The organism is Rhodococcus sp. PBTS 1 (assembly GCF_001620025.1).
Taxonomy (GTDB): domain Bacteria; phylum Actinomycetota; class Actinomycetes; order Mycobacteriales; family Mycobacteriaceae; genus Rhodococcoides; species Rhodococcoides kroppenstedtii.
On the sequence record NZ_CP015219.1, the window covers coordinates 151,336 to 173,761 of the forward strand.

The 22,426-nt window shown below is 70.9% G+C and carries 22 protein-coding genes; 17 read left to right on the forward strand and 5 right to left on the reverse strand.

Annotated elements, in window-relative coordinates; genetic code table 11:
• The first annotated feature begins 49 nt into the window (after positions 1-49).
• The gene (locus A3Q40_RS00715; protein WP_069972883.1) at positions 50-571 is read left to right on the forward strand and encodes a DUF6764 family protein; all 522 of its coding nucleotides are present in this window, start codon (positions 50-52) and stop codon (positions 569-571) included.
• 213 nt (positions 572-784) lie between these two features.
• Positions 785-2,410: a chaperonin GroEL gene (gene groL / locus A3Q40_RS00720; RefSeq protein WP_068099370.1), complete on the forward strand. Its 1,626-nt coding sequence runs from the start codon at positions 785-787 to the stop codon at positions 2,408-2,410.
• 201 nt (positions 2,411-2,611) lie between these two features.
• Here the strand turns inward: groL and A3Q40_RS00725 are convergent, their stop codons facing one another.
• Both A3Q40_RS00725 and A3Q40_RS00730 read right to left on the reverse strand, forming a co-directional pair.
• Positions 2,612-3,451, reverse strand: a complete 840-nt coding sequence (locus tag A3Q40_RS00725) for a DUF559 domain-containing protein (RefSeq protein WP_068099371.1) — start codon at positions 3,449-3,451, stop codon at positions 2,612-2,614.
• A gap of 192 nt (positions 3,452-3,643) precedes the next feature.
• Positions 3,644-4,561 carry an oxygenase MpaB family protein gene (locus A3Q40_RS00730; RefSeq protein ID WP_068099372.1) on the reverse strand — a complete coding sequence of 306 codons (918 nt, stop codon included), beginning with the start codon at positions 4,559-4,561 and terminating at the stop codon, positions 3,644-3,646.
• A gap of 49 nt (positions 4,562-4,610) precedes the next feature.
• Between A3Q40_RS00730 and A3Q40_RS20000 the strand changes: the two genes are divergently transcribed.
• The 7 genes from A3Q40_RS20000 to A3Q40_RS00765 all read left to right on the forward strand — a co-directional run bounded on the left by A3Q40_RS20000 (position 4,611) and on the right by A3Q40_RS00765 (position 11,110).
• Positions 4,611-5,186, forward strand: a complete 576-nt coding sequence (locus A3Q40_RS20000; protein ID WP_068099373.1) for a TetR/AcrR family transcriptional regulator — start codon at positions 4,611-4,613, stop codon at positions 5,184-5,186.
• Positions 5,187-5,191: 5 nt separating this feature from the next.
• On the forward strand, positions 5,192-6,070 hold the full coding sequence (locus A3Q40_RS20005) for an alpha/beta fold hydrolase (protein ID WP_201132910.1): 879 nt from the start codon (positions 5,192-5,194) through the stop codon (positions 6,068-6,070).
• Positions 6,071-6,079: 9 nt separating this feature from the next.
• A complete protein-coding gene (gene ligD, locus A3Q40_RS00745) occupies positions 6,080-7,030 on the forward strand; it encodes a non-homologous end-joining DNA ligase (protein ID WP_068099375.1) in 951 nt (316 codons plus the stop codon).
• Between the two features lie 279 nt (positions 7,031-7,309).
• Positions 7,310-8,587 carry a class I SAM-dependent methyltransferase gene (locus A3Q40_RS00750; RefSeq protein WP_068104805.1) on the forward strand — a complete coding sequence of 426 codons (1,278 nt, stop codon included), beginning with the start codon at positions 7,310-7,312 and terminating at the stop codon, positions 8,585-8,587.
• Positions 8,584-9,384: a glucose-1-phosphate cytidylyltransferase gene (locus tag A3Q40_RS00755; RefSeq protein ID WP_068099376.1), complete on the forward strand. Its 801-nt coding sequence runs from the start codon at positions 8,584-8,586 to the stop codon at positions 9,382-9,384. The genes A3Q40_RS00750 and A3Q40_RS00755 overlap by 4 nt, the downstream gene beginning before the upstream one ends.
• Positions 9,381-10,049: a PIG-L deacetylase family protein gene (locus A3Q40_RS00760; RefSeq protein ID WP_068104806.1), complete on the forward strand. Its 669-nt coding sequence runs from the start codon at positions 9,381-9,383 to the stop codon at positions 10,047-10,049. The genes A3Q40_RS00755 and A3Q40_RS00760 overlap by 4 nt, the downstream gene beginning before the upstream one ends.
• On the forward strand, positions 10,049-11,110 hold the full coding sequence (locus A3Q40_RS00765; RefSeq protein WP_068099377.1) for an NAD-dependent epimerase/dehydratase family protein: 1,062 nt from the start codon (positions 10,049-10,051) through the stop codon (positions 11,108-11,110). Before A3Q40_RS00760 ends, A3Q40_RS00765 begins: the two co-directional genes overlap by 1 nt.
• A gap of 16 nt (positions 11,111-11,126) precedes the next feature.
• Here the strand turns inward: A3Q40_RS00765 and A3Q40_RS00770 are convergent, their stop codons facing one another.
• Positions 11,127-11,687: a dTDP-4-dehydrorhamnose 3,5-epimerase family protein gene (locus tag A3Q40_RS00770; protein ID WP_068099378.1), complete on the reverse strand. Its 561-nt coding sequence runs from the start codon at positions 11,685-11,687 to the stop codon at positions 11,127-11,129.
• Between the two features lie 38 nt (positions 11,688-11,725).
• Here A3Q40_RS00770 and A3Q40_RS00775 point away from each other — a divergent pair, with 38 nt between their 5' ends.
• From A3Q40_RS00775 to A3Q40_RS00790, 4 genes are read left to right on the forward strand one after another with little or no spacing between them, the layout of a single operon-like run.
• Positions 11,726-12,856 carry a class I SAM-dependent methyltransferase gene (locus tag A3Q40_RS00775; RefSeq protein WP_068099379.1) on the forward strand — a complete coding sequence of 377 codons (1,131 nt, stop codon included), beginning with the start codon at positions 11,726-11,728 and terminating at the stop codon, positions 12,854-12,856.
• On the forward strand, positions 12,853-13,686 hold the full coding sequence (locus A3Q40_RS00780) for a glycosyltransferase family 2 protein (RefSeq protein WP_068099380.1): 834 nt from the start codon (positions 12,853-12,855) through the stop codon (positions 13,684-13,686). Before A3Q40_RS00775 ends, A3Q40_RS00780 begins: the two co-directional genes overlap by 4 nt.
• 2 nt (positions 13,687-13,688) lie before the next feature.
• Positions 13,689-14,960 (forward strand): lipopolysaccharide biosynthesis protein, encoded by a 1,272-nt coding sequence (locus tag A3Q40_RS00785; RefSeq protein WP_068099381.1) that lies wholly within the window; start codon positions 13,689-13,691, stop codon positions 14,958-14,960.
• A complete protein-coding gene (locus A3Q40_RS00790) occupies positions 14,957-16,276 on the forward strand; it encodes a glutamate-1-semialdehyde 2,1-aminomutase (protein WP_068099382.1) in 1,320 nt (439 codons plus the stop codon). Before A3Q40_RS00785 ends, A3Q40_RS00790 begins: the two co-directional genes overlap by 4 nt.
• Here A3Q40_RS00790 and A3Q40_RS00795 read toward each other — a convergent pair.
• Positions 16,273-17,562 (reverse strand): flavin monoamine oxidase family protein, encoded by a 1,290-nt coding sequence (locus A3Q40_RS00795; protein WP_068099383.1) that lies wholly within the window; start codon positions 17,560-17,562, stop codon positions 16,273-16,275. The two genes, A3Q40_RS00790 and A3Q40_RS00795, sit on opposite strands and share 4 nt — an antisense overlap.
• A gap of 153 nt (positions 17,563-17,715) precedes the next feature.
• Between A3Q40_RS00795 and A3Q40_RS00800 the strand changes: the two genes are divergently transcribed.
• The 4 genes from A3Q40_RS00800 (at position 17,716) to A3Q40_RS00815 (ending at position 20,450) form a co-directional block, all read left to right on the forward strand.
• Positions 17,716-18,105 carry a hypothetical protein gene (locus tag A3Q40_RS00800; RefSeq protein WP_068099384.1) on the forward strand — a complete coding sequence of 130 codons (390 nt, stop codon included), beginning with the start codon at positions 17,716-17,718 and terminating at the stop codon, positions 18,103-18,105.
• Positions 18,106-18,199: 94 nt separating this feature from the next.
• Positions 18,200-18,529 (forward strand): hypothetical protein, encoded by a 330-nt coding sequence (locus A3Q40_RS00805; RefSeq protein ID WP_068099385.1) that lies wholly within the window; start codon positions 18,200-18,202, stop codon positions 18,527-18,529.
• A complete protein-coding gene (locus A3Q40_RS00810) occupies positions 18,526-19,191 on the forward strand; it encodes an ABC transporter ATP-binding protein (RefSeq protein ID WP_068099386.1) in 666 nt (221 codons plus the stop codon). Before A3Q40_RS00805 ends, A3Q40_RS00810 begins: the two co-directional genes overlap by 4 nt.
• Positions 19,188-20,450, forward strand: a complete 1,263-nt coding sequence (locus A3Q40_RS00815) for a hypothetical protein (RefSeq protein WP_068099387.1) — start codon at positions 19,188-19,190, stop codon at positions 20,448-20,450. The genes A3Q40_RS00810 and A3Q40_RS00815 overlap by 4 nt, the downstream gene beginning before the upstream one ends.
• Positions 20,451-20,469: 19 nt before the next feature.
• On the opposite strand, the gene htpG is transcribed toward A3Q40_RS00815, so the two are convergent.
• Positions 20,470-22,380 (reverse strand): molecular chaperone HtpG, encoded by a 1,911-nt coding sequence (gene htpG, locus A3Q40_RS00820; protein WP_068099388.1) that lies wholly within the window; start codon positions 22,378-22,380, stop codon positions 20,470-20,472.
• Between the last annotated feature and the right edge of the window lie 46 nt (positions 22,381-22,426).

The following is a 22,426-nucleotide window of genomic DNA, read 5'->3' on the forward strand; positions in this document are numbered from 1 at the left end:
GCACGTCCGCCCGCGGGCGGATTCTCTCGCCGTTGTTCAGGAGTACTTCGTGACGCTGTTCGCTGCCTTCTCGTCCGCCCGTTCCTCCCGCGTCCGCCGCGCCGCCGCTGCCGTCGCCGCCACCTCGGCCGTCCTGTCCTTCGGTGCGGTGCTCGGCACCTCGACCGCCGTCGCGGCTCCCGTCACGTGCGTCTCGCCCCCGTCCGCCAACGACATTCGCGTCGACGGGACGGCGAGCTGCGGGGCCAAGGCCACCGCGCCGGGCGTCGCGCGGTCGGACGCGAGCGACAGCGGCACCGCGGTCTCCGTCGCCGACGGCGGCGCGGCGAACGCGACGGCCACCGGCTTCGGTACGGCGCTCAGTGCGGTCTCCGGCGCCGGCACGTCCTACGCGTTCGCGCTCGGCGGCGGCATCAGTCGGTCGGCGGCCTCGAACGGTGGGACGGCCATCGCCGTGGCGGGCTACGGCGGCGGCGCGAGCGCGTCGACCGAGACGGGTGTGAACTGCGCCGGCCTCAACTCCTTCGCGCTGGACCTCTCGACCGGGCGGGCCTGCGTCGCCGGATTCTGACGGCGCCTCGAGGGCTTGCACTCGGCAGGGTCGAGTGCCAGAATCGGGCCTGGCACTCGTGTAGTGTGAGTGCCAGGTCGAAGAGGTGAGATCGGGAATCGTCGACACCCCTGGTCGTCCGTCGCGGGCACCGACTCGGCCGGAATTGGAATTGGAGCGGCCCCAACCGCGGTCGCTTCGCGTGTCACCCCCAATCCGGAGGATCACTTCGCAATGGCCAAGATCATCGCGTTCGACGAAGAGGCACGTCGTGGCCTCGAGCGTGGGCTGAACAGCCTCGCCGACGCAGTCAAGGTGACGTTGGGCCCCAAGGGTCGCAACGTCGTGCTCGAGAAGAAGTGGGGCGCCCCCACGATCACCAACGACGGCGTTTCCATCGCCAAGGAGATCGAGCTCGAGGACCCGTACGAGAAGATCGGCGCCGAGCTGGTCAAGGAAGTCGCCAAGAAGACCGACGACGTCGCCGGTGACGGAACCACCACCGCGACCGTCCTCGCTCAGGCACTCGTCCGCGAAGGCCTGCGCAACGTCGCGGCCGGCGCGAACCCGCTCGGCCTCAAGCGTGGCATCGAGTCCGCCGTCGCCGCCGTCACCGAGTCCCTGCTGAAGTCCGCCAAGGAGATCGACACCAAGGAGCAGATCGCTGCTACCGCCGGTATCTCCGCGGGCGACGCGTCCATCGGCGAGCTCATCGCCGAGGCCATGGACAAGGTCGGCAAGGAAGGCGTCATCACGGTCGAGGAGTCCAACACCTTCGGCCTGCAGCTCGAGCTCACCGAGGGCATGCGCTTCGACAAGGGCTACATCTCGGGCTACTTCGTCACCGACGCCGAGCGTCAGGAAGCCGTCCTCGAGGATCCCTACATCCTCCTGGTCAGCTCCAAGGTCTCCACGGTCAAGGACCTGCTGCCGCTGCTGGAGAAGGTCATCCAGTCCGGCAAGCCGCTGCTGATCGTCGCCGAGGACGTCGAGGGCGAGGCCCTGTCCACCCTCGTGGTCAACAAGATCCGCGGCACCTTCAAGTCCGTCGCCGTCAAGGCCCCGGGCTTCGGTGACCGCCGCAAGGCTCAGCTCGCCGACATCGCCATCCTCACCGGTGGCGAGGTCATCAGCGAAGAGGTCGGCCTGTCCCTCGAGGGAGCCGGACTCGAGCTGCTCGGCCAGGCTCGCAAGGTCGTCGTCACCAAGGACGAGACCACCATCGTCGAGGGTGCCGGCGACGCCGACGCCATCGCCGGTCGCGTCGCGCAGATCCGCTCGGAGATCGAGAACTCCGACTCGGACTACGACCGCGAGAAGCTGCAGGAGCGTCTGGCCAAGCTGGCCGGCGGCGTCGCCGTCATCAAGGCCGGTGCTGCCACCGAGGTCGAGCTCAAGGAGCGCAAGCACCGCATCGAGGATGCCGTGCGCAACGCCAAGGCCGCCGTCGAGGAGGGCATCGTCGCCGGTGGTGGCGTGGCTCTGCTGCAGTCGTCGCCGGCTCTGGACGGACTCACCCTCTCGGGTGACGAGGCCACCGGTGCCAACATCGTGCGCGTCGCCCTCGAGGCACCGCTGAAGCAGATCGCGTTCAACGCCGGCCTCGAGCCCGGCGTCGTCGCGGAGAAGGTCCGCAACCTCCCCACCGGCCACGGCCTCAACGCCGCGACCAACGAGTACGAGGACCTGCTCGCTGCCGGCATCAACGACCCGGTCAAGGTCACCCGCTCGGCCCTGCAGAACGCAGCGTCGATCGCGGCTCTGTTCCTCACCACCGAGGCCGTCGTCGCCGACAAGCCGGAGAAGGCCGGAGCGCCCGCGGGCGATCCGACCGGCGGCATGGGCGGCATGGACTTCTGAGTCCTGCTCCACTCGTTCGACGCCCGGTCCACCTTCGCGGTGGGCCGGGCGTCGGCGTGTGTGTGGTGAGTTCTTCGCCCGGGCGCGGTACACCCGGGTGGGGATGGCGAGGGCGCGAGTTCTGCCGCACGATCGTGTGTGAATCTGCGGATCCGCGGGCCCGGGCCCGATCGTGTGGGAAAACTCGCGCCCGAGGTGGCATCAGCCACGCGCCAGCGACCGGCGCCGCCGCACGACGGCCATGACCTCGTCGGCGACCGCATCGGGGGTCGCCAACACGGTCGCGACCGAGTACCTCAGCACCAACCACCCGTCGAGCACGAGGGCGTTCTGACGTTTCCGGTCGCTGGTGAACACCGCGGCCGCAGTGTGGAATTCGCGTCCGTCCACTTCCACGATCACGCGGGCTCGTCGGCAGACGAGGTCTCCGTAGAACGGGCCGACGGCGGCGTTGATCTCCATTCGGAAGGACCGGGCCGAGAGGGTTCGCGCCAGTAGCCGCTCGGCTTCGGACAGCGTTCCCGGGCAGGCGCGTCGGAGTTCCTCACGCAGGACCCGCATTCCGGCCTTGCCGCGGGCCTCGTCGCACAGGGCGGCCAGTGTGCGCCACTGAATCTTCAGGCTGAGCGCCCGGTCGATGATCTTCTGAAAATCCCGTCGGCTACGAGTGGTCGCCAGATCGAGGATCGCGTGCTCCGGAGACACGAGGGGAGTGTCACCGAGCAGTCGAACGTCGGTCAGGAGGCGTCGGTGAATGCGGACCCACGGCGGTCCACCCGCCGTCCCGGACGGGGGAACGGTGGCGTGGACCAGGTCGGGTTCGTCGTCCACCAGGCCCCACCACCAGGCGGCGGTGTCGTGGCTGAGGACGGCGTCCGGCTTCCAGAGGACGACTGCTTCGCAGCGTCCGCGATAATCGGGAGGCTCGGTGGAGTACACCCCGGGGAGCAGGCGGTGCAACGTCCCCCTGGCCACCCGCCGGTGGACGGTGGATTGATGCAGCCCTCCGGCGACGAGTTGAGCTCTGGTGACGACCCCCATGACCGAAGTGTGCTGCGGCGCTCGGGGCGCGAGGCCGCTCGTGTCGGAGCCCGGGGATGGTGCGACCACTGTCCCCGGGGCGCAGCAGAGGGGGTTGCGTGCCGCGGACTACACGCGAGTTCTGCCACACGATCGGGGCGCGGTCCGCGAATCCGCGGAACCGGTGACAATTCTGCGGGAGAACTCGCGCGGTCAGCGGCCGGGAACGTAGTGCCGGGGGCTGTCCCGCCGGTCCGGCAGGGGGAGGTTGCGGTCCGGGGTCTCGGGCAGGGGGGCGTCGGCGGGGAGCCGCCCGGCGGCGCGGTCGACACCGGCTCGGGCGCGGGGGTGCAGGCGACGGCGGGCGGGGACGAGGCGAAAGACCAGCTCGACGGCACGGCAGACGCGGCGGAACCAGCGCTCGTCCGCCGCGGACCAACTGTAGCCCAACAATTCTCGGACCGAGGGGTCGTAGAGCCCGACGGTTAGACGCACGGCGGACCGCGCGACGGCCGGCCGCAGCAGGGCCCACACGCGGGCCGGCAGCCAGGGCAGGAACGGTGGGCGCGGGAGCTCGGAGAGGTCCAGCACCACGCGGGCCGCGGGCGTGTCCTCGAGCACCTCGCGGCACATGTGGTCCCAGTAGCGTTGGAAGTCCGCGCGGGTGGCGGGGACGGGGCGCATGCTCATGCCGTACAGGGCGTACCACTGCCGGTGTTCGGCGAAGAGCTGCTCGTGCTGCGCCTCGGTGAGTCCGCCCATGAAGCACTCCGCGGTGCGCAGCGTGCCGACGTAGAAGGTCGCGTGGGCCCAGTAGAAGGTGTCGGGGTCGAGGGCGTGGTAGCGGCGACCCTGTGCGTCGACACCCCCGATGTCGTTGTGGTACCGGCGTATTCGGGCTGCTGTGTCGGCCGCACGTGCACCGTCGAAGACCACGCCGCCGATGGGGTAGAGCGAGCGCATGACCCGCTCCCACCGCTCGAGTTCGAAGGTGGAGTGTTCGGTGACCGCGGCGCCGAGGCCGGGGTGCATGTTCTGCATCGACCCGGCCCAGGGCCCCTGCAGCATGCCGCGCCAATCGCCGAAGTACCGCCACGTGAGCGAGTCCGGCCCGAGCGGCTGACTACACATGTTGTCACCGTAGAGTCGGGGCGCACGGCCGTCAACGGTGAGGACGAGGGTGGACCTGGAGGCGAGACGCGCGCGCCGACGTGAGGCGCTGCGGGCCGCGGGCGTGGAGCTGCTCGGGGCGGCCGAGGGGCCGTCGGTGAGTGTGCGTGCCGTCTGTTCGCGCGCGGGCCTCACCGAGCGGTACTTCTACGAGAACTTCGCCGACCGCGATGCCTTCGTGCGGGAGGTCTACGCCCTGGTCGCCGACCGGGCGCAGCAAGCACTGGTCTTCGCGGTCGGTCGGGCGCGACGGCCGTCGGAGCGGGCTCGCCGCGCGGTGCACGCCTTCACCGACCTGGTGCTGGACCGCCCCGAGTACGGGCGCGTGCTGCTGTCCGCCCCGTTCGGCGACAGCGCGCTCGGCCGCATCGGCACGCGCACCGTGCCGCACTTCGTGGCTCTCGTGGAGGCGCAGCTGCCGAGGGAGACGGACGCCGCGACCAGAACGCTGACGGCCACCGCCGTGGTGGGCGCGCTGACCTCGCTCTTCACCGCGTTCCTGGACGGTGACCTGCCCGTCGACCGCGCCCGCTTCACCGAGCACTGCGTCGCCGTGGTTGCCGCCGCGGGCCGCGGGGAATGGTGACGAGCATGGTGGCTGCGGGCGTCCTCGACATCGCGTTCGACCGGTACGGCGATCCGTCGGGCCGGCCGGTGGTCCTGCTCCACGGCTTTCCCTACGACACCCGCTCGTACGACGACGTGGCCCGCCTCCTCGCCGAGTCCGGTCACGACGTCGTGGTCCCGTACCTGCGCGGCTTCGGCGCCACCCGGTTCCTGGACGACGCCACCCCGCGCTCCGGGGAGCAGGCGGCGCTGGCGCACGACCTGCGAGAGCTGATCGCCGCCCTGGGTTTGGACCGCCCGATCGTGGCGGGCTACGACTGGGGCGGCCGGGCCGCGTGCGCGGTGGCCGCGCTGTGGCCCGACGAGGTGTCGGGCCTGGTCAGCGCGTCCGGCTATCTGATCCAGGCGGGCGCACTCGCGACGCCGGCACCACCGCACCTGGAGAAGCGGTACTGGTATCAGTACTACCTCCATTCGGAGCGGGGTCGGGCGGGATTGACCGCCTACCGTGCCGAGATCGCCCAGACGTTGTGGACGGACTGGTCGCCGACGTGGCGGTTCGGCGACTCCGAATTCGCCGCCACGGCATCGTCGTTCGACAATCCGGACTTCGTGGACGTCGTCGTGCACAGCTATCGGCACCGGCACGGGATGGCCGAGGGGGACCCGGCGTACGTGGCGACGCAGGAGCGCCTGGCGGCGGGTCCGTCGATCGACGTTCCTACGGTGGTGCTCGATCCCACGGAGGACACCGTCGCCGCGCTTTACGGGACTCTCGATCACGCCCGGCACTTCACGCACCTCGTCGACGTGCGCGAACTGGACTGCGGCCACAACCCGCCGCAGGAACTGCCCGGCCGGTTCGCGGACGCGATTCGTGCTCTCGACGAGTCGCTGACCTAGGCTCGGGCGATGGCGGCGTCTCCGGCGATCGAGTTCGAGGTGGGCGGCCGCACGGTGCGGGTGTCCAATCCCGATCGTGTCTACTTCCCGGCCAGCGGGGCCACCAAGCGCGACCTCGTGGAGTACTACCTGTCGGTGGGCGACGGCATCGTCACCGCGCTGCGCGAGCGTCCCTGCATGCTGCACCGATTTCCCGACGGCCTCGCGGGCGAGAAGGTGCACCAGAAGCGGTTGCCCCGCGGTGCCCCGGACTGGATGGAGACGGTGCGGGTGACGTTCCCGCGGTACAACCGCACCGCGGACGAGCTCTGCGTGACCGAGTTGGCGCACGTGATCTGGGCGGTGCAGATGTCCACCGTCGAGTTCCATCCGTGGAACAGCCGTCGGGCGGACGTGGAGAGCCCCGACGAGTGGCGGATCGACCTCGATCCCATGCCCGAGTGCTCGTTCGACCGGGTGCGGCGGGTGGCGGGGGTGGTCCACGAGGTGCTGGACGAGCTCGGCGCCGTGGGCTGGCCGAAGACTTCCGGTGGTCACGGGCTGCACGTCTACGTGCGGATTCGGCCGGACTGGGGATTCGGCGACGTGCGTCGGGCCGCATTGGCATTCGCCCGCGAGGTGGAACGACGTGCTCCCGACGACGTGACGACGACGTGGTGGCGCAAGGACCGGGACCCGTCGAAGGTCTTCCTGGACTTCAATCAGAACGCCCGCGATCACACCATCGCGTGTGCGTACTCGGTGCGCGGCACCGAGCGGGCGACGGTGTCGACGCCGGTCCGGTGGGACGAGATTCCCGATGTCTCGCCCGACGACTTCACGATGCACACGGTGCCGGCGCGGTTCGCCGAGCTGGGCGACCTTCACGCGGGAATCGACGACGCGGTGTACGACCTCCGGCCCTTGGTCGAGTGGGCGGAGCGGGACGAGCGGGCGGGACTGCACACCCCCGAGGAGTGAGATCGGCACGTCGCGAACCGGGCGTACTCACGCGTCCTCGGCGCGATCGTCGTGACCCCTCACCAGCGCGTTCGGTCTGTTTTCGTCATCCGTTCGGACGGTTCTTCGACGCGAAACCGGGCGCATAACCTGTTTCTGTGGCAGAATGCGTACAAATCGTACAAATGCAGTCAAGCGGTTCGTTACGGCGTCGGGGGATGCGAACGGGTCCGGGTCACGACGCCGGGCCGGCACGTGTCGTGAGAAGCCACCGACTGCCGTCCCGAAGGAGTGCCGAAAGTGCTGTGTCGCCTCTGCGGGTCGCGTGACCTCGAGAGCGTCCTCGACCTGGGTGCCACCCCGCCGTGCGAATCGTTCCTCACGGCGGACCGCCTCGACGATCCCGAGCCCACCTACCCCCTCCACGTCCGCGTCTGCCGCGACTGTCTGCTGGTGCAGATCCCTGCCCTGGTCAGCCCGGACGACACCTTCACCGAGTACGCGTACTTCTCGTCCTTCTCGTCGAGTTGGGTCGAGCACGCTTGCCGTTTCGTCGACGAGGCGGCCGAGCGGATGGCCCTCGGGGTGCGCGACGACGCCTTCGTGGTGGAGGTGGCCAGCAACGACGGCTACTTGCTCCGGCACGTCGTCGAGCGTGGAATCCGGTGTCTGGGAATCGAACCCAGCGTCAACGTCGGTGCCGCGGCACGCGACGCGGGGGTCCCCACCGAGACGGCGTTCCTGAACCCGGAGACCGCCGCCCGAGTGCGGGCGGACCACGGGCCCGCGTCGTTGGTGGTGGCCAACAACGTCTACGCCCACATTCCCGACGTCCGCGGTTTCACCGAGGGGCTGCGCACGCTGGTGGCGGACGACGGGCTCGTCTCCATCGAGGTGCACCACGCACTGAAGCTCGTGGCCGAGGCGCAGTTCGACACCGTCTACCACGAGCACTTCCAGTACTGGACGGTGCTCACGGCCATGCGCGCCCTGGAGAAGGGCGACCTGACGGTGATCGACGTCGAGTCGCTGCCGACGCACGGTGGATCGATCCGCCTGTGGGCGACACCGTCCGCGAACGCCGGCCCGCCCAGTGAGCGCACCCTGGAGATCCTGGCGGAGGAGCGACGGGCCGGTCTGCACGCGGTGGAGGGTTACCGCGGCCTCGAGTCCGCCGCCCGCGATGCCCGCGCCGCCGTACTGGGGTTCCTGCTGGAGTGCCGTCGTCGGGGCGAGCGCGTGGTCGGCTACGGCGCACCGGGCAAGGGCAACACGCTCCTCAACTACTGCGGCGTCCGCCCCGACCTGCTCGAGTACACCGTCGACCGGAACCCGTACAAGCACGGCCGCTTCACCCCGGGCACCCGCATCCCGATCCACCATCCGGATCGGATCGCGGCCGACCGCCCCGACGTGGTGCTGGTGCTGCCGTGGAACCTCGAGCGCGAGCTCACCGACCAACTGCGATACGTCGGCGAGTGGGGCGGCCGGGTGGTCTTCCCGCTGCCGACCCTGCACACCGCCGATCTCTCCCGCGTCACCCTGCCCACCGACGAGCCCGTGGAGGCACTGTCATGAAGGTCGTTCTGTTCTGCGGCGGATACGGCATGCGGATGCGCAACGGGGACGGGGACACCATCCCCAAGCCCCTGCAGATGGTCGGTCCGCGACCCCTGCTCTGGCACATCATGAAGTACTACGCGCACTACGGGCACACGGAGTTCGTCCTGTGCCTGGGCTACGGCGCCGCGGCCATCAAGCAGTTCTTCCTCGACTACCACGAGGAGGAGTCCAACGACTTCGTGCTGCGCGACGGCAAGGTGGAGCTGCTGGCCACCGACATGAGCGACTGGTCGATCACGTTCGTCGACACGGGTGTCGAGTCGCCGATCGGCGAGCGTCTGCGCCGGGTGCGCGAGCACCTCGGGGACGACGAGTACTTCCTGGCCAACTACTCGGACGTGCTGACCGACGCCCCGCTCGACACGATGATCGAGAAGTACCACGCGTCGGGTGCGGTGGCGTCGATGTTGGTGGTGCCGCCGCAGTCGAGTTTCCACTGCGTGGACGTGTCGGAGGCCGGCGAGATCAAGGAGATCGTGCCGGTCAGCCGATTCCCGATCTGGGAGAACGGCGGATATTTCGTCCTCAGCCAGGCCGTGTTCGACCACATCCCACCGGGCGGCGATCTGGTGGGCGACGCGTGCATGGCGCTCGCCGGCCGGGGGGAGCTGTTCGGCTACCGCCACGACGGCTTCTGGAAGCCCGCCGACACGTTCAAGGAGCGCGCGGAACTCGACCTCGACTACGGACGCGGCATCCGCCCGTGGGCCGTGTGGGAGCGATCCGCACGGGCGTCCGCCGACGTCGCATGATCACGCTCTCACCGGGGCCGATTCGATCGGTGGCCGTGGTGGGCGCCCATCCCGACGACATCGCGATCGGCGCGGGCGGCACCCTGTTGACGCTCTGCGCGTCGTCGGTCACCGAGGTCCACGCCCTGGTGCTCACCGGCGGCGGAACCGACCGTGAGGACGAGGAACGGGCCGCGTTGGCGGACTTCTGTTCCGGCGCCACGGTGCACCTCACGGTGCTCGGCGTGCCGGACGGGCGGTCACCGCAGCACTGGAACACGGTGAAGGAGGGCCTCGAGGCGTTCCGACGCACGTGCGAGCCGGACCTGGTGCTCGCCCCCCAGCGTGCGGACGCGCACCAGGATCACCGCCTGCTCGCGGAACTGGTGCCCACCACGTTCCGGAATCATCTGGTGTTGGGCTACGAGATCGTCAAGTGGGAATCGGACCTGCCGAGCACTCCGGTCCTGATTCCGTTGCAGGACAGCGTGGCTCGGCGCAAGGTCGAGCTGCTGGCGGCGCACTACCGCTCGCAGCACGGCCACGACTGGTACGACGACGAGACCTTCCTCGCGGTGGCGCGGCTCCGGGGCGTGCAGTGCCGTAGCCGGTACGCGGAGGGATTCGTCGTGGAGAAGATGCTGCTGACCGTCGGCGGCGCAGGACATTTCGAGGTGGAGCGGTAATGCACGTACTCGTCACCGGACATCAGGGGTATCTCGGCACGGTCATGGTGCCGCTGCTCATCGAACGCGGTCACACCGTGGTCGGTCTCGACACGGGCTGGTTCGCCGACTGTGTCCTCGGCCCGGCGCCGGCGGAACCCGACGTGCTGCGGCTCGATCTGCGGGACGTGACCGTCGACCACCTTCGGGGATTCGACGCCGTCGTCCATCTCGCGGCGTTGTCCAACGACCCCCTCGGCACGCTGGCGCCGGACATCACGCACGACATCAATCACCATGCGTCCGTGCGGCTCGCGCGCGCGGCCAAGGACGCCGGGGTGGAGCGATTCCTGTACGCGTCGACCTGCTCGGTGTACGGCGCCGCCGGCGCGGACGCCGTCACCGAGGACGCCCCGCTGCGTCCGCTCACGCCGTACGCGGTGAGCAAGGTGCGCGTCGAGGACGACGTCGCTGCGCTGGCCGACGAGGGTTTCACGCCGGTGTTCCTGCGCAACGCCACGGCGTTCGGCTTCTCGCCTCGACTGCGGGCGGACATCGTGGTCAACGACCTCACGGCGTCGGCCGTGCTCACCGGCCGGGTGGTGGTGAAGTCCGACGGCACCCCGTGGCGTCCGCTGGTGCACGCGCGCGACATCGCGGCCGCGTTCGCCGCGGCTCTCGAGGCGCCTGCAGCGCGGGTGCGGGGTCGGGCGCTGAACATCGGGACCGAGGCCAACAACGTCACCGTCGCGCAGATCGCGGAGACGGTCGCCGAGGTGACGGGTGCGGAGGTGGTGATCACCGGCGAGTACGGAGCGGACCCGCGCTCGTACCGGGTGGACTTCTCCGCGGCGCGGCAGATCCTGCCGGAGTTCGTGGCCCACTGGGGCATTCGCGACGGCGCGGTGGAGTTGGCCGAGTCGTACCGGCGCCACGGTCTCACGGCGGACGCTCTGTCGAACCGCTTCACGCGTCTGGCGCGCATCACCGAACTCCAGCGCGTCGGCGAACTCGACGCGACCTTGCATCGCACCGCCGCGGCGACATTGCATCGCACCGCGATGGCGGCGCGCCATGGCTGACCCGAGGCCGCACCGGTCAGCGCGCGAGCAGATCCGCCCACGAGCCGGCCGCCGCATCGCGGGCGCTGAGCGACTCGGGTGCGGCGCGCCAATCGATCGCGAGCTCCGGATCGTCCCAGCGCACCCCGACGTCCTCGGTGGGATCGTGCGGCCGGTCGATGCGGTAGCAGACGTCCGCGGTGTCGCTCAGCGTGAGGAACCCGTGCAGAAAACCCGGTGGCACCAGCAGGTGCGCGAACTCGACGTCGTCGAGCACGACGGTGTGAGACCGGCCGCGGGCGGGGGAGTCGGGCCGCGCGTCGACCACGACGTCCTGCACGGCGCCGTGAGCGCACCGCACCAGCTTGGTCTCGCCGCGGCCGCCGCGACCGTGCAGTCCCCGGAGAACGCCGCCGGCGGAACGGGATTGGGAATCCTGGCGGAAGTCCGCCGCCCGGACGGACAGGCCGGTGTGTTCCGCGACGGCGGCGTCGAAGATCGCCGTGTCGAAGGTCCGCGTGAAGAAGCCGCGATCGTCGCGGTGGGGAGTGGGCAGGAAGACCAGGACGTCCGGCAGGGGCGTGGTGACGACGCGCATGTCTCCAGTCTGACCCGGGTCGACCGAACGGTCGCGTCGTGACCGCGTTCTGCCGAGTCTGCGGCGCGGCGGACCCCACGACGGTGCTCGATCTCGGGACGGTGCCGGCCGCCGATCACTTCCCGCCCGCGGAGACCGACCCCGAGACGGATCCGCGGCACGTCCTGCAGCTCGCTCTGTGCACCGCGTGCGGTCTGGCCCAGCTGCCCGGCGACGACACGACGGCGGACGAGCCCCGGGGGGTCGAGCCGGACGCGGTGCGTATTGCCGGCGAGCGAGCCGTCGAGGAGATCGCGGCGCGCGGCTGGCTCACCGAGACGACAGTCGTGCGGGAATACGGCAGCCCGCACGGTGGATCCTGGCTGCCGGGCCTGCGAGCCCGCGGCGTGCGCGACGCGCTCCCGGCCTCCGCGGACGACGCGAAGGCGACCCTGATCGTCGACGGTCTCGGCCTCATGCACGAGGCGGATCAGGCTGCGGCTCTCCGGGAACGGTCGGCTCGGCTCGCGCCCGGCGGGGTGTTGGTGCTGCAGATCCATTCGCTCGGCACCATCCTGCGACAGCGTCAGTGGACGTCGGTGCGGCACGGCCACTTCGCCTACTGGTCGCTCACCGCCCTGCAGCGGGCGCTCTACGCCGCGGGGCTCGTGCCGACCGGCTGCTGGGAGTCCGAGCTGTACGGCGGCACGCTGCTGGTCACGGCTCGACCGATCGACGCCGACGTGCGCGCCGTGGGCGCCGATCTCGCGTGCGCTCGCCGCGTGCTGGCCGACGAGCAGCTGCTCGGCGTGACCGATCCGGCCGCGCTGGCCGGGCTGGGCGACGCCCTGATCGACGAGGTGTCGGCGCTGCGTCGGGCGGTCGACGACGCCGCGTCCGCCGGGGTGTCGGTCGCCGCCTACGGCGCGGCGTCCCGCGCGGTGGCCCTGTTCGCGCTGGCGGGTGTCGACTCGTCCACGATTCGGGCGACGGTCGACGCCTCTCCCGCGAAGTGGGGTCGGCGCATGCCGGGGACGACCGTGCCGATCGTCGGTCCCGACTGGTTGGCGACGACCCGGCCGGACCGCGTCGTCGTCACCGTTCCGGATCTGCTCGCCGAGGTCTCCGCCGCGCATCCGGACGTGGCGTTCGTCGACCTCGCCCTCCTCACGGAAGGACGACGCGCATGACCGCACCGCTGTCGGTCTGTATCCCCGCCTACCAGGCGGGTCGAACGCTGGGCACCACTCTGCGTTCGGTTCTCGCCGAGGACGTCGACATGGAAGTGCTGGTGCTCGACAACGCCAGCACCGACGACACCGGTGAGATCGCCCGCTCGTTCGACGATCCGCGGGTGCGCGTGGAGCGCAACCGTCGGCTGTTGTCGATCGGGGACAACTGGAACGCCGTGGTCCGGCGATCGACCGGGCGACTGGTCAAGGTGGTCTGCGCGGACGACGTGCTGCGTCCCGGCGCGCTCGCCGGGCAGCAGGCCGTGCTGGACGACCCGGCGGTGTCGGTGGTGTCCTCGCGGTTCGAGGTGATCGACGAGGACGGCGCGGTCAAGGAGACCGGGCTGGGGCTGCCCGGCCTGCTCGGCCGCCGGCCCGGCAAGGACCTGGCCGGGGTGATCGTGCGGCGTGGGCCGGCGGAGTTCGGACCCACCGCGGCCACGATGTTCCGGCGGGACCTCTACGACCGCGTGGGCGGATTCCGCGGTGATCTGGTCTTCCCGATGGACGTCGATCTGTTCGCACGCATGGGCGCGTTCGGTGACTTCCACGGCGTCGACACGGTGGACGCCGCCTGGCGGGACTCGACGTTCAATCTGTGCAGCCGCACGTCGAGCTACAGCAAGCTCAGCGAGTCGATGCGCATGCATCATCGTCTGGCGCGGGAGATGCCGGACTACGTGCGGCCGAGCGACGTGGTGGCCGGGGATCGACGGATCCTCGGTGCCGTGCTCACGCGGGTGCAGGTGCGCGCGGGAGCGGTGATCCGCGGACTGCGGCGGCGCTGACGGTGCGACTGCTTCGCGACGTCCTGCTCGTCGGCTTCGGCACGTACGGGCAGTTCCTCGTCACTCTGATCACCCTGCCGCTGACGGCCCGACTGCTCGGCGCCGAAGGGGTCGGGCTGGTCGCGGTGGGTATGTCGGCCTACTTCCTGGGGTCGGTCCTGGTCGATCTCGGTGCCACGCAGTACTTCTCGGCTCGGGTGCACGATGCGGACCTCCCGCGTGTGCGCGGTGCCTACGCCGTGGTCCGCACCGCGATCTTCGGGGCGTTGGTGGTCGCGCTCGCCGTCGGGTGGTCCGCCGGCCTGCACGGCGCTCCGCGCATGCTGCTGGTGGGGGCGGTGGCGGGCGGCATCTGGTCGTTGTCGGAGGACTGGCTGCTGATCGGCCACGGACGTTTCGGTGCCTCGACGGCCTATCAGGCCGCCGGTCGGGTCACCTATCTGGTGATCCTGCTGCTCGCCCTGCCGCGGTTCCCGACGCCGGAGGTCGCGCTCGCCTGTCTCGGTGCGTCGTCGTCGGTCACCGTCGCGGCGACCTGGATCGACGCCGAGCGCCGCATCGGGCGACTGCAACCGACTGTCGCCGTCGGGTCGGTCCTGCGCACGGCCGCACCGGTTCTCGCGTCCCGGCTGCTGCTCACCGGGTACGGGCAGGGCGGGGCCGCCGCCTACTCGGCGGTGCTGAACGCGGCGTCGCTGGGCGTGTTCTCGGCCGCGGACCGCCTGGTGCGCGCCGGGCAGTCGGTGCTCGACCCCATCGGATTCGCCCTGCTGCCCCGCATGGTGCGGCGCAGCGGCGACGCCGACTTCGACCGCCGCGTCCACCGCGGCGCGGTGGGCTGCGTCGCGGTGGCCGTCGTCGCGGCCGCGGCGATCACCGTGGCGGCGCCCCTGGCCGTGCGCGTCGTCTACGGTTCCGGGTTCGAGCAGGCCGTGGACCTCCTGCGCATCATGGCGTGGATCCTGCCGGCCACGACGCTGACCTCGTACGTGACCACGGCCGTGCTGCCCGCGCGGCGGCGGACGTCGACGGTGCTCACGGGCGCCGTCGTCGGCGTCGCCACGGCGGGCACTGCCCTGGCGATCACCGCCGTCACCGGATCCGTCCTGACGATGGTTCTGGGGGTGCTGGTGTCCGAGTGGGCGGTCGCCACCTGGTTCGTCGTCACGGCACTGCGGTCGCCCCGGCCCCCCTCCACCCCGGCGGTCGCCCCGACCCACCCGAATTCACCCGGCGCCCCGCCCGTCCCGACGACCCGCGAGGTGTCCCGATGACTCTCCCCCGTTCCACGGAACTGCAGGACCGACTGCACCGCCTCGTACCCGGCGGCGCCCACACCTACGCCCGCGGCTCGGACCAGTACCCGGAAGGACTGGCTCCGGTGCTGACCCGCGGCGCGGGTGCCCGCGTGTGGGACGTGGACGAGCGGTGCTACGTCGAGTACGGCATGGGTCTGCGCTCGGTGACCCTCGGCCACGGGCACCCCGGGGTGGTGGCCGCGGTGACCGAGGCCGTCGCGGCGGGGACCAACTTCTCCCGCCCCACGGCCCTGGAAGTGGCTGCGGCGGAGGACTTCCTACGAACGGTTCCCACGGCCGAGATGGTGAAGTTCGCGAAGAACGGCTCGGACACCACCACCGCGGCGGTGCGCTTGGCCCGCGCGGCGACCGGCCGCACCGACATCGCCGTGTGCCGGCAGCCGTTCTTCTCGGTGGACGACTGGTTCATCGGTACCACCGAGATGAACGCCGGCATCCCGGCGAGCGTGGTGCACCGATTTCCGTACAACGACGCGGACACGCTCGATCGGCTGCTCACCGAGCACGACGTCGCGTGCGTGGTGATGGAAGCGGCCGGCGCGTTGGCCGAACCGGAGCCGGGGTACCTGGAATCTGTTCGTGCCCTGTGCGATCGGCACGGTGCGGTGCTGGTGTTCGACGAGATGATCACCGGATTCCGGTGGTCGGCGGCGGGTGCGCAGTCCGTGTACGGCGTGACCCCGGATCTCTCCTGCTGGGGCAAGGCGATGGGCAACGGTGTCCCGATCTCGGCACTCGCCGGTCGACGCGACCTCATGCAGCTCGGCGGGCTGGACACCGATGCCGATCGCGTGTTCCTCCTGTCCACCACGCACGGGCCGGAAACGTTGGGGCTGGCCGCCTTCCGCGCCGTCGTCCGGACCTACGAGACGGAGGATCCGGTGGCGGCGATGGAGCGGGCGGGCGCGCGACTCGCCGGGGCCGTGACGGACGCGTGCACCGAGGCGGGCATCGGCGACCACGTCCGCGTCCAGGGCCGACCGAGCTGCCTCGTCTTCACCACCGCCGACGCCGACGGTGCTCCCTCCCAGGCCTTCCGAACGTTGTTCCTGCAGGAGCTGATTCTCCGTGGCGTGCTCGGGCAGTCGTTCGTGGTGTCCGCGGCGCACACGGACGAGGACGTCGACCACACCGTGGACGCCGTCCGCGGCGCCGCCGAGGTGTATCGCCGCGCGCTCGAGGCCGGGACGGTCGACGGCCTGCTGCGCGGCCGTCCGGTGGCGCCCGCGATTCGGCGCACCGCGGCACCGCGCCGCCTGCTCGACCGCTAGATCCCGGCCACCGCGGCGCGGCCGGCCCGCACCGCACCGTCGAGGTAACCCGGCCACCGGTCCGCCAGATCGGTTCCGGCCCAACGGATCCGCTCGGACTCGAGGTCGGCGGCCCGGAACCGCCCGCCCGACGGGGGCAGGGCGGTGGGAGCGCCGCGCAGCCACGGCTCGGCGGACCAGGTGATGTCCGCCGTCTCGCGGGGCCGGGCTGCGGCGTCCCCGTAGAGGCGGACGAGTTCGCGGAGCACGATGTCCCGCCGGTCGGGTCGGGCGAAGAGCTCCGCTGCTGCGCGGCCGCCGCTGAACGCGACCAGAACCCCGACGTCGGACCGGTCCGGGTGGCCGTCCACCACCATCTGCAGTGGGCCGGACGTCAGCAGAGCGGTCCCGGTGAGTCCCGCGCCGCGCCACCAGGGCCGGTCGTAGACGGCCACCGTCTTGGCGTACTCGCCCATCCGGCTGTGGGTGAGGCGTAGTCGAATCACCTCCGGGAGTGGAGGATCGAACTCGACGGCCGGAACTTCGGGTAGCGGAAGCGCGAGCACCACGTGCGACGCGCGCACCGTCCGGCCGTCGGCGTGGACGGTGACACCGTCGTCGTCGTGCTCGATCCGACGAACGGGGGCGCCCGTGACGACGTCACCGCGGATACCCGCGGCCACCGCGTCGATCAGGGCGGTGGTCCCGTCGACGAAGAAGCGTTCCTGCGCACCGTCCCGCACCGACGCGATGGACCGCAGCCCGTCCGCGGCGGCGAGGTAGTCCAGGACCGCCTGTGCGGGGACCTGATCCGGGTCCGCCCCGAAGATCAGGCGGAAGAACGTCAGGGCGACGCCCTGCGCGACGGGGGTGCGGAACCACCGTTCGGTGAGGGGCAGCGCGGTCTCGAGCGGGCTGGGCCGGTCCCGCCGCACCGCGAGGGCGAGGCGGGCCACCCCGACGCCCACCGCCGCGAGGTCGCGCGGCGGCAGCAGCGGCAGCTCGAGCGCGTGCCGCCGCACCCGGTCCGCGGTGGCGAAGATCTGCCGGGACCGGCGGTTCGGCAGCGGCTCGGCGGCTGTCGCGATGCCGAGCTCCGCGGCGAGGGTGAGCACCGCGTCCTGCGACCCGCCCACCCAGTGGGCGCCGAGATCGACGTGCGCGCCACCGATCGTCCGGCCGAGAACTTTGCCACCCGTACGGTCCGCTGCCTCCAACACCGTCACGGCGATTCCGCGCCTGCTCAGCTCTCGGGCCGCCGTCAGTCCCGACAGTCCGGCCCCCACCACCACGACGTGCGTCCCCATGGGCGGACCCTACCGCAGCGACGCCGTGCGCCGATGTCGGGAAACTCCGAACGTGCGTGCATGTCATTGTGGTGCAGCACTTTTCGTTCGTAGCGTCGGTGCTGCCGGGCGCACGATCGCGCCGGCGTCAGGCATACGACGACAGGAGGAACCATGCAGGCACGACGACGATCGACCCTCGGCGGTGGTCTCACCGTCGCCGCGATCGCGTTCGGTGTGTGGAGTACGGTCGCCGCGGGCACCGCGTCCGCCGAAACGGTGACACCGCCAGCGATCGCGCAGGCACCATCGGCCGAGTACACCGTCCCCGAGTACACCGCGGCCGGGTGCATTCTGAGCAACGACGACGGGGGCTGCGTCGGATCGGGCGTGTATTCGCAGATCACCAGCGGTGGATCGAAGGGCGCCGCTGCGGGCGCGGTGGGTGGGTGCGTCACCGGGGCCGCGGCGGGTGGAGTGGGCTGTGGCCCGGGTGCCCTCACCGGTGCGACGGGTGGACTTGTGGCCGGAGCAGTAGGCGGCGTGTTGGGAGGGTTGTTCTGATGGAAACGGTACTGACCGTGGTGATTCCGTTCGTGGTGGGGGCGCTGGGTGTCCGTCTGAACCAGCGTCACCGGGCGGGCGACTTCTGAGCGCCGTGCCGACGGACTGCGAGCCGGTCACGTGGACGGTCCGCGTCGGTCTCGACGTCGCGGCGGACCGATTGGCCGCCCTCACCGGCGGTCACCGTCTCATCGTCCGGGACGGTGAGATCCAGCTCCGTCTCGGCAGCGTCGTGCTGTATCGGCTGCTGGGCGTCCGTCTCGTGGCGTCCCGCTTCCCGGTCGAGGTGCGGGCGACCGCGTCGGGCGACGGGGTGCGGGTCACGGTGCGCAGCCGCGACCCATGGACCCCGGTCCGCACGGACCGTGAGCGGCGGGCCTACGCGGATCGGGTGGCGGCCGTCCGATCCGCGATGATCCGGTGACGCGGGAGCCGGGGCCCCGGTTCGACGAGACCGTCGTGCTGGCCGTCCGGGACCTGACGCTGCGGGTGGGCACGCGCACGCTCGTTCGCGGCCTCGACCTGACTGCCCGGCCCGGTGACGTCGTCGCCGTGACGGGTCCGAACGGGACGGGGAAGTCGACCGTGCTGCGCACCCTGGCGGGACTGCGGCGGTCCGAACCGGGGGCCGTCGCGTACGGGCCTGCCGTCACCGAGGCGGCGGGCGGTGATCGCAATGGAATCGGTTACGCCGCGGCGAGCCTCTCGGCACCCGGCGCCCTCACGACCGTCGAGTTCCTGCGGTTGCTGGCTCGACTGCGTGGGGTACGGGAGACGGCGCCGGACGCGTTCGGCCTCGGCGCGTGTGCCGCGACGCCGATTGCCTCCTTGTCGACTGGAGAGCGGAAGAAGGTCGGCGTGGCGGCCGCAGTGCTGCACCGGCCGGCCCTCGTGATCCTCGACGAACCGTTCGAGGCCCTCGACGAGGACTCCATGGACGTCGTCACCCGGCAGATCGAGGGCGTCCGACGGCGCGGCGGCGCGGTGGTGCTCTGCACGCACCGCGCCGAGCGCACCACCGACGTCGCGACGAAAATCCTTCGGCTCGGTGAGTCGGGGTCGAGCCCCGACGCGGACACGACATGACGGTGACCGCCGCCGCGGCGATCGTCGCCGCGCACCACCCCGGGGCACGTCGCCCGATCGCCCGCAGTGTGGCGTGGTTCGCGGCCGAATTCGTGGCCGCGGCGCTGACGACGGCGGTGCTTGTCACGGTCAGGATCCCGTCGTCGGACGCCGTCCGTCTCACGCTGCTGACGGTCGCGGCGTGGCCGTGGTGGTCCGCCCTCGCCGGATCGACGTTCCCGCCGGCGCCGAATTTCGTTCTGCCGCAGTATCTTCGTGGCGTGCCGATCTCCGGCCGGGCGTTCGTCGCAGGTGCGGTGACGGCGCGGCTGTGGGCGGCTGTGCGCGGCGGCCCGGCGGTGGTGCTCGGTGCGGGCGCCGGGGCCTCGGTCTCGCTCGGGTCGGCGGTCCCCGTGATCGTCGCGGGCGCGGCGGTGTCGATCCGGGCCGTGACGGCCGTCGCGGCATTGCTGCCCGGCCGCGCGCCGCGCCTCGTCCTGGCGGTCGGCGCGGGGGTCGTCACCGCGGCGGGTGCCAGGGGCCCCGTGATGGCGATTCCGGTTTCCGTGGTGGCAGCGACGATCGTGACGGCCGTCGCGATCCGCCGTACCGACGCCGTGTTGAGCAGTGTTGACGACGGAGGGACCGAGGTGCCCGGCGAGGTGCGGTGGGGCAGATTCCCCGTGATGCGGGCCGTCGTGATCGAGCTGGTCCGGTCGCGGCGGTGGGGCGAGGTGTTCCCGCCCGCTGTGGCCACGGCGGGCGTCGGGGCGGCCGCGCTGACCGGAACCGAACTGGTGTCGGTCCTGGCCGTTCCCGCGGTGCTCGCGACCACGGGCCTCGCCCACTGTGTCTGGACGTGCCCCGAAACGGTCGGCGCCATCGTGACCGTGCCCGACGGTCTGCGGCGCTACCTGTCCGCGCGCGCCGCGGTGGCGTCGGTGCTCGCGGCGCCGTGCGCGATCGCTGCGGCCGTGGCGATCGGACGCACCGACGGGGTGGCGAGCGGCGTCGTCGTGATCGCGGTCTTCGTCGGGTGTGCCCTGCGGGCCGGGTGGCGCGCGCCGACCACGCGGGGCCCGGCGGCGCGCCCGATCTTCGTGGACCTGCTCGTCACGGCGGTGGCGTCGTCCGTGCTGCTCGGACTGGCGTCGTCGACACCCGCGACGACGGGGTGGGCGATCACCGCGACCACCTGCGTGTCGGTGGCCGCGGCCGCGGTGATTCTTGCTCGTCGCCTGCGCGACGGGGGTGCGGCGTGGCACGCGGCGGTCGCGTGAGCCGCACCCCCGGCCGTCGTCAGAGCGTGCGCGTCAACCGATCCGCGAGGAGTTTGGCGAACGACGCCGGGTCCTCGAGCTCGCCGCCCTCGGCGAGAAGGGCCGTGCCGTACAGCAACCGGGCGGTCTCGGTGAGCTGCTCGGTGTCCTTCTTCTCCGCGTGCGCCTTCTCCAGCGCGGTGATGAGGGCGTGATCCGGGTTGATCTCGAGGATGCGCTTGGTCTTCGGTACGGCCTGACCCGATGCGCGGTACATCTTCTCGAGGGTGGGGCTGAGGGAGAAGTCGTCACCGACGATGCAGGCCGGCGACGTGGTCAGGCGCGTCGAGAGGCGGACCTCCTTGACGTCGTCGGACAGGGCCTCGGCCATCCAGGAGGTGAGGTCCGCGAACTGCTCCTTCTTCGCGTCCTGCTCCTCGGACTTCTCGTCGTCACCGAGATCGACGGCACCCTTCGCGATGGAGCGGAAGGCCTTGCCGTCGAACTCCGGCACCGAGCCGGTCCACATCTCGTCCACCGGGTCGGTGAGGATCAGCACCTCGAGGCCCTTGGCGGCGAACGCCTCCATGTGCGGGGAGTTCTCCACCTGCTGACGGGTCTCGCCCGTCATGTAGTAGATGGTGTCCTGGCCGTCCTTCATGCGAGAGACGTAGTCCGCCAACGTGGTCGGCTTCTCGTCGCTGTGCGTCGAGGCGAACGACGACAGGCCCAGGATGGTCTGCACGTTGTCCGGATCGGAGAGCAGACCCTCCTTGAGCGCGCGGCCGAACTCCGACCACAGCGTCGCGTACTTCTCGGGCTCGTTCGCCTGCAGGTCCGAGATCGTCGACAGGACCTTCTTGGTGAGGCGACGACGGATCGCGCGAATCTGCCTGTCCTGCTGCAGGATCTCGCGGGAGACGTTCAGCGACAGGTCGGCCGCGTCGACCACACCCTTGACGAAGCGCAGGTACTCGGGGACGAGCTCCTCGCAATCGTCCATGATGAAGACGCGCTTGACGTAGAGCTGGATACCGATCTTCGACTCGCGCATGAACAGATCGAACGGCGCCCGCGTCGGAACGAACAGCAGCGCCTGGTACTCGAACGTGCCCTCCGCCTTCATCGGGATGACCTCGAGCGGCTCGTCCCAGGCGTGGCTGACGTGGCGGTAGAACTCGGTGTACTCCTCGTCGGAGACGTCGTCCTTCGAGCGCGTCCACAGCGCCTTCATGGAGTTGATCGTCTCGTCCTCGAGGGTGGTGGTCTTCTCGTCACCCTCGCCGGTGGTCTTCTCCACCTGCATGCGGATCGGCCAGGCGATGAAGTCGGAGTACCGCTTCACCAGCTCGCGGATCTTCCACTCGGACGTGTAGTCGTGGAGGTGGTCCTCCTCGTCCGCGGGCTTGAGAGCGAGCGTCACCGACGTGCCCTGCGGGGCACCCTCGACCTCCTCGATGGTGTACGTGCCGGCGCCCGACGACTCCCACTTGGTGGCCGTCGTCTCGCCCGCCTTGCGCGTGACGAGGGTGACGGTGTCGGCGACCATGAACGTCGAGTAGAAGCCGATGCCGAACTGGCCGATCAGCTCCTCGGACGCGGCGGCGTCCTTGGCTTCCTTCAGCTTGGCGCGGACCTCCGCGGTACCGGACTTGGCGAGCGTGCCGATGAGGTCGACCACCTCGTCGCGGCTCATGCCGATGCCGTTGTCCCGCACGGTGAGCGTGCGGGCGTCCTTGTCGATCTCCAGATCGATGTGCAGATCCGAGGTGTCGACGCCGAGGTCCTTGTCGCGGAACGCCTCGATGCGCAGCTTGTCCAACGCGTCGGACGAGTTGGACACCAGCTCACGGAGGAACGAATCCTTGTTGGAGTAGACCGAGTGGATCATCAGGTCCAACAGCTGCCGGGTCTCGGCCTGGAACTGCAGTTCTTCGACGTGCGCGGTCACGGATCTTCTCCTGATCGAATGCCGGGTGGACGGGGTCTGACCGGCA